Raw genomic sequence first — 16,993 nt, forward strand, 5'->3', positions numbered from 1 at the left:
ACCCATACCGAAAGCTTGCGCATGCCAACAAAAGCACCTGTAAAGCTAGGCTCCTCTGTTGCTGGCGTTTGCGCCGTCCTTGGTTTGGGGCTGCATTCCGGGGGTGTGGGCGTCGCTCACGCCGACCCCGCCTTCCCTGATCTCAACGGGTTCGCCGCGGTGGCCCCCGACGGATTCTTCGTGACCAACGAAAACTCCTCGGTCCGGTCGATCCACTTCTCCACCCCCGACGGAATCGGGTGCATGTTCCGTGCCTCGGCGAATATCACGCCCACCTCACGTCAGCGGCTCAGCTGCGACGGTGCGGTACCCGGGATTCCGGGCGATGCCCAGAACGCCCCGAACGTGCCCGGTGTCGGTGGCGCGAGCGCCAATGTGCCCGGACTGGGTGGTGTGAACATCCCCGGTGTTGGCACATGTCCGATGGGTACCGTCGCGCAGAAGGGCGATGGCGCCTTCGAAATCAGCAAGGGCGCCTGGTCCTGCGGCACCAAACCCGAGGCGCCGCTGCTCAACGTCGGGCAGAAGCTCACCTACGGCAACGTCACGTGTGCCGTCGGTGCGGGCAGTCTGACCGCCTGCCAGGTGACCATGGGCGATCAGAAGCACGGGTTCGTACTGCAGCCCTCAGGCAGCACGTCCTTCTAAATAGTTCATCAGCTCGACGACGGCGGCACGCGACGCCCGGTTGGCGCCGATGGTGCTGGCCGAGGAGCCGTACCCCAGTAGATGGACGGCGGGTTGTCCCGCGACCTGAGTGAGCAGCCGGCCGGTCATGGTGATGCCGCCGCGGCTGTTGCGCAGGCGCAGCGGTGCCAGATGATCCAACGCGTGCCGGAATCCGGTACACCACAGGATCACCTCGACATCCAGTGAGCTGCCGTCGGGCCAGGCCACCCCGGTGGGGGTGATGCGGCTGAACATGGGCCGTCGGGCCAGCACGCCGCGCTGCGAGGCCTCGGCGATCTCGGGTGTTCAGGGCAGTCCGGTCGCGGACACCACTGAGCGTTGTGGTTCCCCGCGGCGGGACCGTTCGTCGACGCCGGCGACCGCGGCCCGCAGTCGATCGACGGTGAAATCGGTGACGAACACCGGCTCGCGCCGGGTCACCCACGACGTCCGGGTGACTGTCGATATCTCGGCCAGTAGCTGGACCGCGGGCACTCCACCCCCGACCACCAGCACGTGCTTGCCGGAGAACTCTTCCGGTGTCCGGTAGTCGTGGGTGTGCAGCTGACGTCCCTCGAAGGTGGCCGAGCCCGCTGCGAAGGGAATGAACGGCTTGTCCCAGGTCCCGGTCGCGTTGATCAGCCCACGGACTGTCAACTCTCCCGCGGAGGTTTCGAGCGAGAACCCGTCCGAGACCGCCCGTACCTCGCGCACGTGCACGGGCCGATGGACATCAAGGGCGTACCGGTGTTCGTACTCGTCGAAGTACCGGGGCATGGCGGTCGATGCCCTGATGGTGCCCGTCTCCCCGAACGGCAGTCCAGGCAGTTGATAGATGCGGTTGGTGTTGTCGAGCGTCAACGTGGGCCAGCGGAACTGCCATGCCCCGCCCGGACCGGGGGAGTGATCGAGGATGACAAATCCGCCGCCGGGCTCAAGGCCGCGCCGCCGTAGGAAGTACCCCGCGGCGATCCCGGCCTGCCCGCCACCAATCACGGCGACGGTAGTCATGGGCGCCATATTAGGGTGGTTGCCATGATCGGTGTAACTAGCGACGGTCCCGTCACCACCATTGAGCTGCAGCGCCCAGAACGGCGTAATGCGGTGACCTACGAGTTGGCGCTCGCCTTCGCCGAGGAGGTCCGCAAGGCCGCCGAAACGGCACGCGTCATCGTCATCACCGGGCAGGGCACTTCGTTCTGCGCAGGTGCCGACCTTTCCAGCGGCGCCCCTGATCCAGACAAGTTCGCCGATGCCTGGCAGCACTCGATCAAGAGCATCGACGCCGCCGACATTCCGGTCATCGCGGCTGTCAACGGCCCCGCCATCGGTGCCGGTGTCATGTTGGCGATGGTGGCCGATCTTCGGGTGGTCTCCGAGACCGCGCGTTTCCAGTTCCCGGTCGCCAAATACGGTATCGCCCTGGATAACTGGAGTATCCGCAGACTGTCCTCACTGGTCGGGTACGGACGCGCACGCGGCATGCTGCTGGCCGCCGAGCCGCTCGACGCACAGGGCGCCTTCCAGACCGGACTGGCCAACCGCATCGGAGAGCTTGCCGACGCGCAGGCCTGGGCGGCCGAGCTGGCCGGGTTCGCGCCGCTGGCGCTCAAGCACGCCAAGCGGGTGCTCAACGACGACGGCGCGTTCGAGGATCAGCTGCCCGAGCACAAGGTGCTGTTCGACAAGGCGTGGAGCAGCCAAGACATCATCGAGGCTCAGGTCGCGCGAATCCAGAAGCGTCCCCCGAACTTCCAGGGAGCCTGAGCGTGCGGGCGCTCTGGGTTGGCGCCGGCGCAGCTCTTGCGTCGACGTGGTTCGGGCGCGCCCTGCGCGACGTCCCGCGAACGCTGGGCGCCAGCAAGGAGCGCATCGCCGAGGTCGCGCAGGGGTCACCGCAATACCGTGGTGGTTCCTTTCACAACGCCGAACCGGCACGGCAGTTTTCACCGGATGCCGAGGCCACCACGGTGGTGTGGGATGTGATCACGCGGCGCAGTGCGGGTGCACCTAAAGGCCAAGTGCCGCTTGTGGTCCCTGAACTTGGTGGTCCGCCCGCCGACTTGGCCGCCACCTGGTTCGGGCATTCCAGTGTGCTCGTGGAGGTCGACGGGTATCGGGTGCTCACCGATCCGGTCTGGAGCGACAGGTGCTCGCCCTCGCGAGCCGTCGGGCCGCATCGTCAGCATCCTGTCCCGGTCGAGCTGTCGGCATTACCCGCGCTGGACGCCGTGGTGATCAGCCATGACCACTACGACCATCTCGATATGGACTCCATCATCGCGCTGACCCGGAGCCAGAACGCGGTGTTCGTGGTGCCACTCGGGGTGGGCGCGCACCTGCGCAGCTGGGGTGTCTCACCGGCGCGGGTCATCGAGCTCGATTGGGACCAGAGCCATCAGCTCGGAAAGCTCACGCTCACCTGCACGCAGGCCCGACATTTCTCGGGCCGGTCGCTGTCCCGCAACACGACGCTGTGGGCGTCTTGGTCCATCGCCGGGCCGAAACATAAGGTGTTTTTCGGTGGCGACACCGGATACACCAAGGCCTTCAAGGTCATTGGCGACACTTACGGGCCCTTTGATCTGACCCTGTTGCCGGTCGGCGCCTACAACACCTCATGGGCCGATATCCATATGAACCCCGAAGAGGCCGTCCAGACCCACCTGGATCTCGCGACGTCTCAGGCTCCGCTCTTGCCGATCCACTGGGCGACGTTCAACCTGGCGCTGCATCCGTGGGCCGAGCCGATCGAGCGGTTGCTCACCGCCGCTGACGAGCAGGGCATCACCGTCGTGGCGCCCAAGCCCGGGCAACGGGCCGATATGCGGCAGCCCGTTGCCCCCGACGGCTGGTGGCGTCTTTCCTAACGCTTGTGCGCTTGGAGCAGGAACGCGGGCTGCTTGTTGCGTCCCTTCTCGTCCTTGTGGAACAGCGGCATGTCGAAGTTGGCGCCGGGTACCACCTCGGGGATGTTCGAGTGGATGAATGCCGGACTCAGCTCGTCGATTACCCAGTACGGTTCGACCGCCGCGCGTAGCTCGTCCTCGGTAACGGCATTGGGGCCGATCCCCGGCGGGAAGGCTCCGACCGCGAAGACCAGCACGTAGTACGACGCCTCCGGCGCCGCGGCGCGGGAGATCGACTGTTGGTAGGCCTCGCGGGCCTCGACCGGGATCGAGTGGAACAGCGTGCTGTCGACGATGGTGTTGAAGCGCCCGTCGTAGCCGGAGAATTCGGTGATGTCGGCGACCTCGAAGCTGGCGTTGGACAGTCCGCGTTCAACCGCGGCGGCGCGAGCGGCCTCGATGGCGGTGGGAGATAGATCGAGCCCGACGGTGATATGTCCCAATGCTGCCAGCCGCAGCGCGGTTTCGGCGTGGCCGCATCCGACGTCCAGGACCGAGCCATGGAACTTGCCCGCGTCGATCAGCGCTGCGAGTTCGGGCTGAGGTTCGCCGATGTTCCACGGCGGATCGCCTTGGAAGAGCTCACCCTTGCCTTGATATGTGGCGTCCCAGTCCGGAAGTTCATGCGATGTCATACCACCTGACATTACCCGCGTCGACCGGGAATGTGGCGTGCCAATCTGGCCAAATAATTGTGCAAGGTTCCCACTCTGCAGCCGTGCCAGGCGCGCGTCGGTCGCTACTCTGCAGGGGTGGCAACGATCGAGGGATTGACCGTCGGCGGATTGACCGCCGCTGACGTCGCTGAGCGCGTGGCGCAGGGGAAGACCAATGACGTCCCCTCACGTGCGGCACGCAGTGTGTCGGACATCGTGCGAGCCAACGTGTTCACCCGAATCAACGCAATTCTCGGCGTGCTGTTGGTCATCGTGCTGTCCACCGGCTCGGTCATCAACGGTGCATTCGGTCTGCTGATCATCGCCAACAGCGCCGTCGGCATCATTCAGGAGCTGCGCGCCAAGCAGACCCTCGACAAGCTGGCGATCGTCGGCCAGACCCGCCCCATGGTGCGCCGCGACGGTGCCGCGACCGACCTCGCGCCCAACGAAGTGGTTCTCGACGACATCATCGAACTGGGGCCGGGCGATCAGATCGTGGTGGACGGCGAGGTCATCGAGGAGGCCGCTCTCGAGGTCGACGAGTCGCTGCTGACCGGAGAAGCCGATCCCATCGACAAGACCGTTGGCTCTCCGGTGCTTTCGGGAAGCTTCGTGGTTGCGGGCAGTGGCGCGTACCGGGCGACCAAGGTGGGCCGTGAGGCATACGCGGCCAAGCTGGCCGAGGAGGCGTCCAAGTTCACCCTGGTGCACTCCGAATTGCGCAACGGCATCAACAAGATCCTGCAGTTCATCACCTATCTGCTGTTGCCCGCAGGTGCGCTGATCATCTACACCCAGCTGTTCACCACCGATGACAGTTGGCGGGAATCGGTACTTCGGATGGTGGGCGCCCTGGTCCCGATGGTTCCCGAGGGCCTGGTGCTGATGACGTCAATCGCCTTCGCGGTGGGTGTGATTCGCCTGGGACGGCGTCAATGTCTGGTGCAGGAGCTGCCCGCTATCGAGGGGCTGGCCCGCGTGGACACGGTGTGCGCCGACAAGACCGGCACCCTGACCGAGAACGGGATGCGGCTTTCGGATGTGAAGACACTGGACGGCGACGGTGATCACGCGGATGCACTGACGGCGTTGTCGCAACTGGCGGCCGACGACCCGAGGCCCAACGCGAGCATCGCCGCCATCGCCGAGGCGTATGACACCCCGCCGGGCTGGAAATCGACTGCGATAGCGCCATTCTCGTCGGCCAAGAAGTGGAGCGGCGCATCCTACGGCGAGCATGGCAACTGGGTGATCGGCGCACCCGACGTACTTCTCGACCCGGCCGACCCGATCGCCACGGCGGCCGAAGAGATCGGTTCCCGGGGTCTGCGGGTGCTGTTGCTCGCCTCGGCGGAGCTGCCGGTCGACGACGCCCACGCGCCCGGTGCCATCACCGCACGTGCGCTGGTGGTGTTGGAGCAGAAGATTCGCCCCGACGCGCGGGACACCCTTGAATATTTTGCCTCTCAGCACGTCTCGATCAAGGTGATCTCCGGTGATAACGCGGTGTCGGTGAGCGCGGTGGCTCAGACGCTGGGGCTCTCCGGCGCTGCCATAGACGCGCGCACCCTGCCCTCTGACACCGACAAACTGGCCGACACCCTTGCCGATGCCACCACCTTCGGGCGGGTGCGGCCCGATCAGAAGCGGGCGATGGTCAAGGCGCTGCAGTCGCACGGACATACCGTCGCGATGACCGGTGACGGTGTCAACGACGTGCTCGCGCTCAAGGATGCCGACATCGGTGTGGCGATGGGTGCAGGCAGCTCGGCCTCACGCGCGGTGGCTCAGATTGTTTTGTTGGACAACAAGTTTGCCACTTTGCCCTATGTGGTTGCCGAGGGGCGGCGTGTCATCGGCAATATTGAGCGGGTCTCCAATCTGTTCCTCACCAAGACGGTGTACTCGGTGCTGCTCGCGCTGACGGTGGGGCTCGCGGGACTGGGCTCGAAGATCTTCCACTACGGCGCGGTGCCGTTCCCGTTCCAGCCGATCCACGTCACTATCGCGGCCTGGTTCACCATCGGCATTCCGGCGTTCATCCTGTCGCTGGCGCCGAACAATGAACGCGCACAGACGGGATTCGTGCGCCGGGTGATGATGTCGGCAATTCCGTCTGGTCTGACGGTGGGCATCGCGACGTTCCTGTCGTATCTGTTGGCACGGCACATTCTGCACGTCACGGGGAACAGCACGCAGGCGTCGACCGCCGCACTGATCACCGAGCTCGTGGCGGCGGTGTGGGTGCTCGCCGTGGTGGCACGGCCCTATCGCTGGTGGCGGGTGGCGCTGGTGGCATTCTCCGGCCTGGGCTATGCGGTGATCTTCGCGATTCCCTTGGCGCGAGAGACATTCATGCTCGATCCGACCAATCTGGCGGTCACCGGACCCGCGTTGGGCATCGGTGTGGCGGCGGCCGCCGTGATCGAGGTGTTGTGGTGGCTGCAGGGCAAGTGGTCTGGCCAGCCCCGCCATTTCTGGGCCACCGACGACGACTGAGTCGCCGCGGATAATTCGGGTGCGCGGCATCGCACCTATTCGCTATCTTTGCTGACGCGGAGATCAAGCGGCGCCCCGGCATCGCCGGTCGGCGTACCGCGTGTTGGGTCTCCGCCTTGTTGGCACGCCTCCTCGGGCAAGCGGGTTCGAGTCCCTCACGGGATGGCTTCCGGGCCGCGCGCCCTACGGTTCACGGATCGGCCCTGCGGGGAACGCTACGGCGACTTCCCCCCGCCGGCCCGCGATGCGGCCCGGAAGTCGTTCCTTCGCAATGGAATTACAACGTCAGAGGTAAGAGAGGTGAGTAAGGATGAGTATGTGGGAAGAGATCTTCGGGCAGAAGATCACGATCATGCAGTGGCAGCGCGGTGTGCTGTACCGCGACGGCGTGTTCAAGGCGGTGCTGACGCCAGGCGTGCATTACACGCGCCCGCGTACCGACACCTTGGTCACCGTGGACATGCGTGCGCAGTCGATTCAGGTGGTCGGTCAAGATGTGCTGACCGTCGATGGTTTCACCGTGAAGGTATCGGCATCGGTTGAGTACAATGTGTCCGTGCCGGACGTTTTCGCCGCCGCCGAGAATGGCTCGGTGCACTGGGGTATCTACCTGCGTGCTCAGCTGCAGGTGCGTGACGCCGTCGCGGCACTGACGCTCGATGAGCTGTTGGCTCAGCGGGGACAGTTTCTGGGCGTCGACGCCGTTGCGAGGCTAGCGTCCGAGGCCGAGGAGCTCGGCGTCACGGTGACCCGGTTCGTCGTCAAGGACATCATGCTGTCCGGCGAGGTGCGTAAGGCGCTGGCCGGGCCGCTGTTGGCCCGGGAGGCGGGTAAGGCCCAGTTGGAGCGGGCCCGCGCCGAGGCGGCTGTGCTGCGCTCGATGGCCAACACCGCCAAGCTGTTGCGGGAGAATCCGGAGCTGCTGCAGCTGCGGACCCTGGAGTCGGTGGCGGACGGCAAGGCCACGGTCGTCCTCAACCGCTGATCGCCCTAGAAGGAAAATCGCATGATCCTGCCGATATCGCGCAGGGCGGGGATATGCGAGATCACCTTCATCTGGATGCGGCCCGACAGAGCCAGGTGCTCCTCACCTGCCACGTCGGTGCTGCGCAGGTCATCGAGGCAGTGCAGCCCGGGATGTAGTGCCTCGATCTGGCCGGGGTCGTCGATACCCCAGTGCAGGGTGGCGCCCGCGTTGCGCACTGCGGGCACAAGCTTCTGCAGCGTGATTCCGATGCTGCCGTAACAGTCGAAAGCCAGTTGTCCGCTGGGGAATCGGCCGGTGATCCGACGGATCAGGGACTGTCCTTCGGCCTGCGTCAGATACATCGTCAGGCCCTCGAACACCGCGAGAGTGGGGCGATCGGCGGGGATATCGTCCAGCCATGCCTCATCGGTGACCGAGCTGCCCAGCATCCGATAGTCGCCACCGCGCTCGGGGAGCAGCGCGCGCCGCAGCGCGATGATGTCGGGGTAGTCGACATCGACCCAGCGCACCGTCTCGGGCGGATTCATCCGGAAGATTCGGGTGTCCAACCCACAGGCCAGATGCAGCACCGTCGCTTCTCGGTGTGCGGCGAGAAACTCCGAGGTCCAGACGTCGAGTTGGCGGGCGCGTAATGCCACCCCGACCGCCTGGGTTCCTTTGATCTTGGTTTTGGAGAAGTCGTAGTCGATGCGCGCGACGGCCTCGGCGGCATAGTGGTCATGAAGAACCGAATTCGGGGACATGGCGTCCTGTGCCCGGCCGTACAGGGTGGCCAGCATGGTCTCTGGAGCGCCGCTCAGCGTGATTTTCACGCGGTCCGTCACTCGACCCAACATACGCCGCGAACTCGTACTACAGTTGCGCCGTCCCAGACCGAAGGAGAACCTCACATGGCTGATTTCAAGGGCCTCATCGACAAGCTCAAGAGCCTGTTGGCGGGCAACAAGGACAAGGTGAACCAGGCCGTCGACAAGGTCGGCGACGCCATCGACTCCAAGACCGGTGGCAAGTACTCGGCAGTGGTGGACAAGGTGCAGGATGCCGCCAAGGGTGCGGTCGAGAAGGTCGAAGGGGCCGCAGCTCCTAAGGACGGCGACGCTCAGTAACCGACTGGCGCCGCTGTTGGCGGCGCTGGTGCTGGTCACGGCGGCCTGCGCGAGGGTCGAGGCGGAAGGTGTCGCACCTCCGCCTCCCTCGCCGCCGCCGGGTGAGGTGCTCTCCGATGCGCCCTTGTCGTTGGCCCCGGATCTGGACGCCATCGCGGACGGTCACCTGATCCGCTACATGTCGACCTCGGGTGCCACCGGCACCCCGACCGAGGTGACGGGCGTCGTGTTTTCACCGAAAGGCCAACCTCCACAACAAGGTTGGCCCATTGTGTCGGTCGGTCACGGCACCACCGGTCTGGATGACGAGTGCGCGGTCTCGCGAGCTCCCGATCTGCGGGGCTACATCTGGTTGGTGCGCAACCTCACCAAGCGCGGCTGGGTGGTGGCCATCACGGACTATGAGGGGCTGGGTGTTCCAGGCCCACATCCGTACCTGGAACCGAGATCGGAGGGGTTCAACGTCGTCGACGCGGCGCGCGCCGCGATGTCGCTGATTCCCGGGTCCTCGACGACATGGGCGGCGATCGGCGCGTCCCAGGGCGGCCAGGCGACCTGGGCGGCCGCCGAGCTCGCGGGCGATTACGCCCCGGAACTGGAGTTCGTGGGCGCGGCCAATCTGTCCCCGGCGGCGGACCTGACCGACATGGCGACGCACGTCGGTGACGGACGGTACGACTGGAGCCAGCTCTCGATGATGCCCACTCTGCTCACAGGGCTGTCGGTCACCGTCCCCGAGCTGAGACCGGAGAACTTCCTGCACGGCTCTTTTCAGGACAACCCGCACGATAAGGCGCTGCTGCTGGGATGTCATAACGGGCTGGATCCGGCGCGCGCGGCGGCCATAGGTAGATTGCGCGCCAACGATTTTCACGGCACTACCGCACAGGATGCGGAGATCTTCGCGCGCGCATTGAAGCGGATCTCGTTGCCGTTGGGGCCGGCCTCCGGCCCGATGCTCGTCTACGCGGGCGGGGCTGATCGGCTGATCGACGCCCGCTGGATCCATGCTGCGGTGCGACGGGCGTGCGCGTTGGGCGACACCGTCCAGGAGATCGTGGCGCCCGGTAAGGGACATGTGGATCCCGAAGGTGAGCGGCTAGGTGTGCAGTGGATCGCGGATCGGTTTGCCGGGATTCCAGCCCCCAGTAACTGCTAGCGGCTTGTTGATGTCGCTCCGGTATCGTTTGCCGACGTGGCAGCCAAACTGAATTCCTCCATCGATGTGCCCCTCCCTCCGCAAGAGGCCTGGGAGCACGCCTCGGATCTGCGGCGTTTCGATGAGTGGCTGAGTGTTCACACCGCGTGGCGCAGCGCGTTGCCCGAGACCCTGGAAAAGGGCACGGTGATCGATTCGATCGTGTGTGTGAAGGGCATGTACAACCGGGTCAAATGGACCCTCCAGAAGTACGACCCTCCGACGGGACTGTCGCTGGAGGGACAGGGCAGGGGTGGCGTGAAGGTCAAGCTCCGGGTGACGATCACCCCGAAGGGGCCGGGTTCGGTCGTGGACTTCACCCTGCATTTGGGCGGCCCCGCGATGTTCGGCCCGATCGGCGCACTGGTCGCGGCCGCGTTGCGCAGCGACATCGACGCCTCGCTGTCGAAGTTCGTTCAAGTTTTTGCATCCGCCTCGTAATCGCCCTTTTTTGCGTTCTACCTGCGAAAACATAAGCGACCGTTTGTGATTGGCTCCGTATCGAGTGAGTGTCGGTTGTTGGCATGCTCCCGAACAAGGAGCAATATGGATATATGTCAATCACACGGAAGTTCATCGGAACGGTGTTCGCCGCAGGTGCTGGCGCGGTACTGATCGCTGCTGCTCCTGCCGCCGTGATGACCACCGGGGTGCCGACAACCACGTCTAACCAGGTGGTTCTTGCCGATCCCGGCGGCTCAGGTGGCGGTGACGCAGGTGGCGGCGGTGGCTGCTACAACGGCGTATGCGGCGGATGGAACCCAGGTCAGGGCGGTTGGGGCCACGGCTGCTACAACGGCGTTTGTGGTGGCTGGGACGGCCAGCGCAGTTGGGGCAACTAAGCCCTCGCCCGGACGTCAGTCCGCGAGCGGCCTAAGGGCCTGCGCCAGGGCGTCATAGGCGTCCCGGCGAGCCGGCCCGGTGCCTAGCAGGTGATCCGGCAGGATCACCTCGTCAACACCCTCTTGTGCCCACGGTGCCATCTGCTCCGCGATGCGTTCCGCGGTGCCGTACAGCACCGGAATCGGTGATGTCGCAGCGGTTTCCGCGGCCCGGGCCTCGGACTGCGGGCTGTCGGTGACGATGATGTGCGCCTGAGTGGAACGCCAAATCGTCGCAGGATCGCGGCCGATCTTCTCGGCGGCGGCATCCAGGCGGCCCGAGACTTCGCGGAAGGTGCCGGGCGCGGACCACTGGTTCCACTCCTGTGCGTACCTGGCGGTGAGGCCGAGCATGCGCGGCTGAGTGGCGCCGATGAGGATGGGCAGCGGCCGCTGCAACGGCTTGGGTTCGCAGATGCCCTCCGCCAGCTGGTAGTACTGGCCGTTCACCGTGGTGGCTACTTCGTTGAGCAGGCCGGTAATCACCTGTAGCCCTTCGGAAAATCGGTCGACCCGTGGTCCGGGCCTGCCGAGTTCTAGCCCGTAGCGCTGGTGTTCGTTCTCCTGCCAGCCGGCGCCCAGTCCGAGCGTGAAGCGCCCCTGGCTCACGTGATCGACGGTGGCCGCCCAGTTGGCGAGCACCGCCGGATGCCGGAACGTCATCGACAGCACCAGGGGAGCGAGCCGGATTCGTGAGGTGGCCGCAGCGAGCGCCGCAAAGAGCGCGGTGGCCTCGTGGAAGTCGGTGCGCTGTTCGGCGGTGTCCGCGTGCGCCATGAAGTGGTCTGCGGCGTAGAAGGCACGCCACGATCCGCCGTCGGCGTACTGGGCGATATCCAGCAGATCTGCCCAGGATTGATTGGTTTGTCCCCATATCGAGAAGCGCATGTTTTCCAGCCTAGAGCCGGTGCGCATATCGCCGTTATTGCGTACTACCCTCGAAACGGTGGAGGAGCAACCAAGGGGTCGGCGGGCAGAGGTGATCGCGGCTGCCATTGAGGTGGCGGGCACCATGGGTGTCGGGGGTCTTACGTATCGCTCGGTGGATGCGGCGGCGAACGTCCCGAGCGGTACCACGTCGAATCATTTCCGTACACGCGATGCGCTGTTGTTGGGTGTCATTGTCGAGATCGAGAAGCTTCGCCGGGCCTTCTGGCGGGCGCTTGTCACCGAGATCAATCCGACCACGGTGGCTGATCTGGTCGGTATCGGCACCGCGTACGCCAACGGTGCTGTCGGAATGATGAGCACCCGGGTGCGGGCGTACATGGCGCTTCTCATGGAGGGCTGGAGCCATCCCGAGCTGAGGGAGCCGCTGCAGCGTGGGCGGGATGCGCAGATTCCCCGCACACTGCAGCTCATGCGCAAAGTGGACCCGAAAACCCCTGAGCTGCATGCTGAAATCTTTCAGGACTACCTGACGGGCATCATCTACCAGCAGCTGGCCAACCCCTCGCCGAACTTCAATCCGCGTCCCGGGATCGAAGCATTGCTCAGCGGGCTGGTGACGCCCCGGGTAGTGCAGGAATAGGGTTCTCGCGCCAGTCGGTGTCGGTGACGATTCGCCGTGAAATGCGTTCCAGTGCTGCCTGAATCTGCTCACGGTCCGCCCGGTCTTCGAAATCGGGTGTGCTGGAAAGTCGTTCGACCAAATACTGGTTGATTGCCTCGCTGATCTTGTCGACTTCCTGGCGTCCGGGGTCGGTGAGCCAGATGTGGTCGTTGGTGCGCAGGGCGTACCCGTTTTCGACGAGCTCGTTGAACGCGGGGTCGATGACCTCCGGCGGTATCCGGTACCACTGCGCGATTCGGGACACCTCGGCAGATCCGGTGGCGCGCAGGAAGCGGTTGGCCTGCACCAGGGCCCACAGCGGCGCGATGGGCATCGACACACCCGCGTGTTCGCGCAGCTTGTGCAAGCCGATATGTGGGAATCCGCGCATGGCATTGCTGATCGCGATCTCCAGCAGTTTGTCTGGTGAGAACGAGTTGGGCATGCCGAAGCCCTCGCCCATATCGGCGGCCAGGGCCGAGTCGGTTCCGCGCAGCGGGACCTCTTTGAGGAACAGTGCGACGACGAAACCGATGACGGCAACAGGTGTGGCACACAGGAACACAAGGTCCAGTGAGTCGGCGTAGGCGTTGATGACCGGTATCGCGGCATCGTGCGGCAGTGCGTGGAGCGCCTGTGGTGACTCGGTGGCCTCGGGTGGCACTTTCACCGAGCTGATCTCGCGTGCAAGGAAATTAGAGAACAGTGACCCGAATATCGCGGCACCGAAGGAGCTGCCGATGGTGCGAAAGAACGTCACACCGGAGGTCGCGACGCCCAGATCGTCGAATCGGGCCGTGTTTTGCACGATGAGGGTGAGTACCTGCATCGAGGCGCCGATGCCCACCCCCAGAATGAGCAGGTACAGCGACTGCAACAGGAAGGGCGTCGAGTTGTCCATCCTGGACAGCAGCGCCAGCGCGATAGCCATGGTGGCGGTACCGAGGACGGGGTAGAGCTTGTACCTGCCGGTGCGGCCCACCAGAATGCCGGTTCCGGTGGAGGTGATGAGCATGCCCGCCACCATGGGCAGGGTGCGCATGCCCGAGACGGTGGCCGAGACACCGTTGACGAACTGCATGAACGTCGGGAGATATGTCATCACCCCGAGCATCGCGAAGCCAACGACGAAGCTCAGCACGCAGCAGATCGTGAAGACCGGGTCGCGGAACAGCCGCGGCGGCAGAATCGGTTCGGATACACGGGATTCCACCCAGACGAACACGCCGATCGCGGCGACCGAGCCGACGAACAGTCCGATGATCATCGGCGAGGACCAGGCATAGGTGGTGCCACCCCAGCTGGTCGCCAGAGTCAGGGCCGAGGCGCCCAATCCGATGAGCACGATGCCCCAGTAATCGATGACGGGGCGCGTCGCCTTGGCCAGGGCCGGGATGGTGGCGGCCGCGACCACGATCACCACCACCGAGATGGGCAGGTTGATGTAGAAAGCCCAGCGCCAGCCCAGATGATCGGTGAACAGTCCGCCCAACAGCGGGCCGATCACGGTCGTCACCCCGAAGACCGCGCCGAGCATGCGCTGATAGCGCTCGCGCATCGGAATGATCTCGCCGATGAGGGCGGTCGCCGTCACCATGAGGCCACCGGAGCCAAGACCCTGGATCGCGCGCGCACCGACCAGCATGGACATGGAGCCAGCCATACAGCAGCGATCCGACCGCGAAGATGACGATGCAGGCCATGAAGACCGCGCGCCGGCCGAACGGATCTCCGAACTTGCCCATGACGGCCGTGGCCACGGTAGAGGCCAGCAGGTAGCTGGTGACCACCCACGACTGGTGCCCGGCATCTCCGAGATCGGCGACGACGGTGGGCAGGGCGGTGGCGACAATGGTGCCGTTCAGCGCGGCCAGCAGCATCCCCAGCAGGACCGCGACGAAGATGAGATTGCGGCGCTGCACGCTGATCATGGAGCTCGCGGCTTCCTGATCGACTGTTTCGGGCTCAGGCGACTGCTGCTGGGATTCGGCTGACATAACTTACCCATGCTAAAGGTATGTGGGACCGGGCATCGTGAACTCAGGTTGCTCGCACCTAAGTGGACAGGAAGCCGGATGATACACGAAGACCTTCCGACGGATCAGTTTCCCGGCTACCTGGGTATCGAGTCCGTGTCGTTTCAGGACGATCGGGTTATGGCGGAGCTTCCGATCCGCGGTGAGCTTTTCGCCCCGAACGGGTTCGTTCATGCCGCCGTGATAGTCGGGCTCGCGGACACGTTGTGTGGGTACGGATGCCTGGCCTCCTTGCCGGAGGGGGCGACCGGATTCACCACCATAGAGCTGAAGGCCAACTTCCTGGGCACTGCGCGGGGCGGAAAGCTCACCGGAACTGCCGTGCCGGTTCATCGTGGGCGATCCACCCAGCTCTGGGATGCGACGGTGACATCCGATGACGGGCGCACGCTGGCTGTGTTCCGGTGCACCCAGCTGGTGTTGTGGCCGCGCGGATGACACCTGTGCCCCACCCCTGAGCTGGGTGTAACGTACGTCACAGGGCTCACATCGATGACCGACAGGAGCAGGCAATGAAGCATGCAGCACCCGGAACCGAAGGCAGCGCAGTCACTTTCGCGCCCCGGTACGAGAACTTCATCGGTGGGGAGTGGGTTGCTCCATCGGATGGCCAGTACTTCGACGATTCCTCGCCGATCGACGGCAAGGTGTTCACTCAGGTTGCCCGCAGTACCGCGCCGGACATCGACAAGGCGCTGGACGCCGCTCACGCCGCGGCCGAGGCATGGGGTAACACGTCAGCGGCCGAGCGGTCCAACACGCTGCTCAGGATCGCCGACCGCATGGAACAGAACATCGAGCGACTCGCGGTCGCGGAAACCTGGGATAACGGCAAGCCCATCCGCGAGAGTCTCAATGCCGATATACCGCTGGCGATCGACCACTTCCGCTATTTCGCCGGAGTGCTTCGCGCTCAGGAGGGATCGATCTCAGAGATCGATCACGACACCGTGGCCTACCACTTCCATGAGCCGCTGGGGGTCGTCGGCCAGATCATCCCGTGGAACTTCCCGTTGTTGATGGCCGTCTGGAAGTTGGCGCCGGCCCTGGCGGCAGGAAACTGTGTGGTCCTCAAGCCGGCCGAGCAGACGCCTGTCTCGATCCTGGTGCTGATGGAGTTGATCGCCGATCTACTTCCGCCGGGAATCATCAATGTGGTCAATGGGTTTGGCGTGGAGGCGGGTAAGCCGCTGGCCTCCAGCCCGCGTATCGCCAAGATCGCCTTCACGGGTGAGACCACCACCGGGCGCCTCATCATGCAGTACGCGACCGAGAACATCATCCCCGTCACCCTGGAGCTTGGGGGCAAGAGCCCCAACATCTTCATGCCTGACGTGATGGCCGCCGATGACGCGTTCCTGGACAAGGCGCTCGAAGGTTTCACCATGTTCGCGCTCAATCAGGGTGAGGTATGCACGTGTCCCTCACGGGCGCTGGTGCACTCGTCCATCTATGACGAGTTCATCGCGCGTGCGATCACTCGGGTCGAAGCCATCGTGGGCGGGGATCCGCTCGACGAGGACACCATGATCGGTGCTCAGGCGAGCAACGATCAGTACGAAAAGATCTTGTCGTACATCGATATCGGACGACAAGAGGGTGCCCAGGTGCTCACCGGTGGTGACGCTCGAAAGGTTGCCGATTACCCGGATGGCGCCTACATCCAGCCGACGGTGTTCGCCGGCACCAACAACATGCGTATCTTCCAGGAGGAGATCTTCGGTCCGGTGCTGTCCGTGGCGAAGTTCGACTCGCTGGACGAGGCGTTGAAGATCGCCAACGACACGCTGTACGGATTGGGTGCAGGGGTGTGGTCGCGCGATATGACCAACGCCTACCGGCTGGGGCGCGGTATCAAGGCGGGGCGGGTGTGGACAAACTGCTATCACCAGTACCCGGCGCACGCCGCGTTCGGCGGGTACAAGAAATCCGGTATCGGGCGTGAGAACCACAAGATGATGCTCGACCACTACCAGCAGACCAAGAACCTCTTGGTGAGCTACTCGCCCGACGCCGCGGGATTCTTCTGATGATCCCCCGCAAGCGGGAGGTACCGCCCGTTCACGCGAAGGAAGTCCGACCCTGATCAATCGCGTCGAGCTCACTCCGGCGGCGGCCGAGCTGTTGGCTTCGCTGGTGGCTCGACATGGGCCCGTGATGTTCCACCAGTCCGGCGGCTGCTGTGACGGGAGTGCGCCGATGTGTTACCTGCGCGGGGAATTTCGTGTGGGTGCATCGGATGTGTTGCTCGGCGAGGTTAGCGGGGGAACGCCATTCTGGATGAGTGCCGACCAGTTCGAGTACTGGTCACATACACATTTGACGGTTGACGTGGTGCCCGGGCGAGGGTCTGGATTTTCGCTGGAGGCCCCGGAGGGGGTGCGTTTCCTCATCCGGTCAAGGTTGTTCACCGATGGCGAGGTGCTGGCGTTGGCGAATCAGCCGGTCAGGACCGGCGCCGACGGTTGAGGCGCTGCCGAGTCCTTCGTGTTGTCG

Annotated in this window: 16 protein-coding genes and 2 pseudogenes; 13 read left to right on the forward strand and 5 right to left on the reverse strand. The window is 64.7% G+C overall.

The features are described 5' to 3' along the window. Nucleotides 1-21: 21 nt before the first annotated feature. Nucleotides 22-648 carry a hypothetical protein gene (locus MSTE_RS04420; RefSeq protein WP_096499308.1) on the forward strand — a complete coding sequence of 209 codons (627 nt, stop codon included), beginning with the start codon at nucleotides 22-24 and terminating at the stop codon, nucleotides 646-648. Here MSTE_RS04420 and MSTE_RS04425 read toward each other — a convergent pair. Further along, nucleotides 628-1,689 (reverse strand): annotated as a pseudogene (locus tag MSTE_RS04425) (NAD(P)-binding domain-containing protein). The gene MSTE_RS04420 and the pseudogene MSTE_RS04425 sit on opposite strands and share 21 nt — an antisense overlap. A gap of 15 nt (nucleotides 1,690-1,704) precedes the next feature. On the opposite strand from MSTE_RS04425, the gene MSTE_RS04430 reads away from it, so the two are divergent. Together MSTE_RS04430 and MSTE_RS04435 are read left to right on the forward strand one after the other, a co-directional pair. Then, nucleotides 1,705-2,436 (forward strand): enoyl-CoA hydratase, encoded by a 732-nt coding sequence (locus tag MSTE_RS04430; protein ID WP_096499310.1) that lies wholly within the window; start codon nucleotides 1,705-1,707, stop codon nucleotides 2,434-2,436. A gap of 2 nt (nucleotides 2,437-2,438) precedes the next feature. Beyond that, a complete protein-coding gene (locus MSTE_RS04435; RefSeq protein ID WP_096499312.1) occupies nucleotides 2,439-3,539 on the forward strand; it encodes an MBL fold metallo-hydrolase in 1,101 nt (366 codons plus the stop codon). Here MSTE_RS04435 and MSTE_RS04440 read toward each other — a convergent pair. Beyond that, nucleotides 3,536-4,213 (reverse strand): class I SAM-dependent methyltransferase, encoded by a 678-nt coding sequence (locus tag MSTE_RS04440; protein ID WP_096499314.1) that lies wholly within the window; start codon nucleotides 4,211-4,213, stop codon nucleotides 3,536-3,538. The genes MSTE_RS04435 and MSTE_RS04440 overlap by 4 nt on opposite strands. Nucleotides 4,214-4,330: 117 nt before the next feature. On the opposite strand from MSTE_RS04440, the gene MSTE_RS04445 reads away from it, so the two are divergent. Both MSTE_RS04445 and MSTE_RS04450 read left to right on the forward strand, forming a co-directional pair. Then, nucleotides 4,331-6,736 (forward strand): cation-translocating P-type ATPase, encoded by a 2,406-nt coding sequence (locus tag MSTE_RS04445; protein WP_096499316.1) that lies wholly within the window; start codon nucleotides 4,331-4,333, stop codon nucleotides 6,734-6,736. A gap of 310 nt (nucleotides 6,737-7,046) precedes the next feature. Then, complete coding sequence (locus MSTE_RS04450) at nucleotides 7,047-7,721, forward strand: slipin family protein (RefSeq protein WP_096499318.1); 675 nt, start codon at nucleotides 7,047-7,049, stop codon at nucleotides 7,719-7,721. Between the two features lie 5 nt (nucleotides 7,722-7,726). Here the strand turns inward: MSTE_RS04450 and MSTE_RS04455 are convergent, their stop codons facing one another. Further along, a complete protein-coding gene (locus MSTE_RS04455; RefSeq protein ID WP_096499320.1) occupies nucleotides 7,727-8,560 on the reverse strand; it encodes a class I SAM-dependent methyltransferase in 834 nt (277 codons plus the stop codon). A 54-nt stretch (nucleotides 8,561-8,614) separates the two neighbouring features. On the opposite strand from MSTE_RS04455, the gene MSTE_RS04460 reads away from it, so the two are divergent. The 4 genes from MSTE_RS04460 to MSTE_RS04475 all read left to right on the forward strand — a co-directional run bounded on the left by MSTE_RS04460 (nucleotide 8,615) and on the right by MSTE_RS04475 (nucleotide 10,870). Next, complete coding sequence (locus MSTE_RS04460) at nucleotides 8,615-8,830, forward strand: antitoxin (protein WP_030094378.1); 216 nt, start codon at nucleotides 8,615-8,617, stop codon at nucleotides 8,828-8,830. After that, nucleotides 8,763-9,989, forward strand: a complete 1,227-nt coding sequence (locus tag MSTE_RS04465) for a lipase family protein (RefSeq protein WP_456300709.1) — start codon at nucleotides 8,763-8,765, stop codon at nucleotides 9,987-9,989. The genes MSTE_RS04460 and MSTE_RS04465 overlap by 68 nt, the downstream gene beginning before the upstream one ends. A gap of 36 nt (nucleotides 9,990-10,025) precedes the next feature. Continuing rightward, entirely contained in the window at nucleotides 10,026-10,469 is a 444-nt protein-coding gene (locus MSTE_RS04470; RefSeq protein WP_096499322.1) for a type II toxin-antitoxin system Rv0910 family toxin, read from the forward strand. A gap of 113 nt (nucleotides 10,470-10,582) precedes the next feature. Next, nucleotides 10,583-10,870: a hypothetical protein gene (locus MSTE_RS04475; RefSeq protein ID WP_096505427.1), complete on the forward strand. Its 288-nt coding sequence runs from the start codon at nucleotides 10,583-10,585 to the stop codon at nucleotides 10,868-10,870. Between the two features lie 15 nt (nucleotides 10,871-10,885). On the opposite strand, the gene MSTE_RS04480 is transcribed toward MSTE_RS04475, so the two are convergent. Continuing rightward, nucleotides 10,886-11,797 (reverse strand): LLM class flavin-dependent oxidoreductase, encoded by a 912-nt coding sequence (locus tag MSTE_RS04480; RefSeq protein ID WP_096505429.1) that lies wholly within the window; start codon nucleotides 11,795-11,797, stop codon nucleotides 10,886-10,888. Nucleotides 11,798-11,888: 91 nt separating this feature from the next. On the opposite strand from MSTE_RS04480, the gene MSTE_RS04485 reads away from it, so the two are divergent. Next, a complete protein-coding gene (locus MSTE_RS04485; RefSeq protein ID WP_162291559.1) occupies nucleotides 11,889-12,440 on the forward strand; it encodes a TetR/AcrR family transcriptional regulator in 552 nt (183 codons plus the stop codon). Here MSTE_RS04485 and MSTE_RS04490 read toward each other — a convergent pair. Next, nucleotides 12,403-14,392: pseudogene (locus MSTE_RS04490) on the reverse strand (MDR family MFS transporter). The gene MSTE_RS04485 and the pseudogene MSTE_RS04490 sit on opposite strands and share 38 nt — an antisense overlap. A 144-nt stretch (nucleotides 14,393-14,536) precedes the next feature. Between MSTE_RS04490 and MSTE_RS04495 the strand changes: the two are divergent. The 3 genes from MSTE_RS04495 (at nucleotide 14,537) to MSTE_RS04505 (ending at nucleotide 16,966) form a co-directional block, all read left to right on the forward strand. After that, a complete protein-coding gene (locus tag MSTE_RS04495; protein WP_096499326.1) occupies nucleotides 14,537-14,935 on the forward strand; it encodes a PaaI family thioesterase in 399 nt (132 codons plus the stop codon). 74 nt (nucleotides 14,936-15,009) lie between these two features. Then, nucleotides 15,010-16,527, forward strand: a complete 1,518-nt coding sequence (gene adh, locus MSTE_RS04500) for an aldehyde dehydrogenase (RefSeq protein WP_096499328.1) — start codon at nucleotides 15,010-15,012, stop codon at nucleotides 16,525-16,527. 52 nt (nucleotides 16,528-16,579) lie between these two features. Next, the gene (locus MSTE_RS04505; protein ID WP_096499330.1) at nucleotides 16,580-16,966 is read left to right on the forward strand and encodes a DUF779 domain-containing protein; all 387 of its coding nucleotides are present in this window, start codon (nucleotides 16,580-16,582) and stop codon (nucleotides 16,964-16,966) included. Nucleotides 16,967-16,993 lie beyond the last annotated feature (27 nt).

The sequence above is a fragment of the [Mycobacterium] stephanolepidis genome, assembly GCF_002356335.1.
Classification (GTDB): Bacteria; Actinomycetota; Actinomycetes; order Mycobacteriales; family Mycobacteriaceae; genus Mycobacterium; species Mycobacterium stephanolepidis.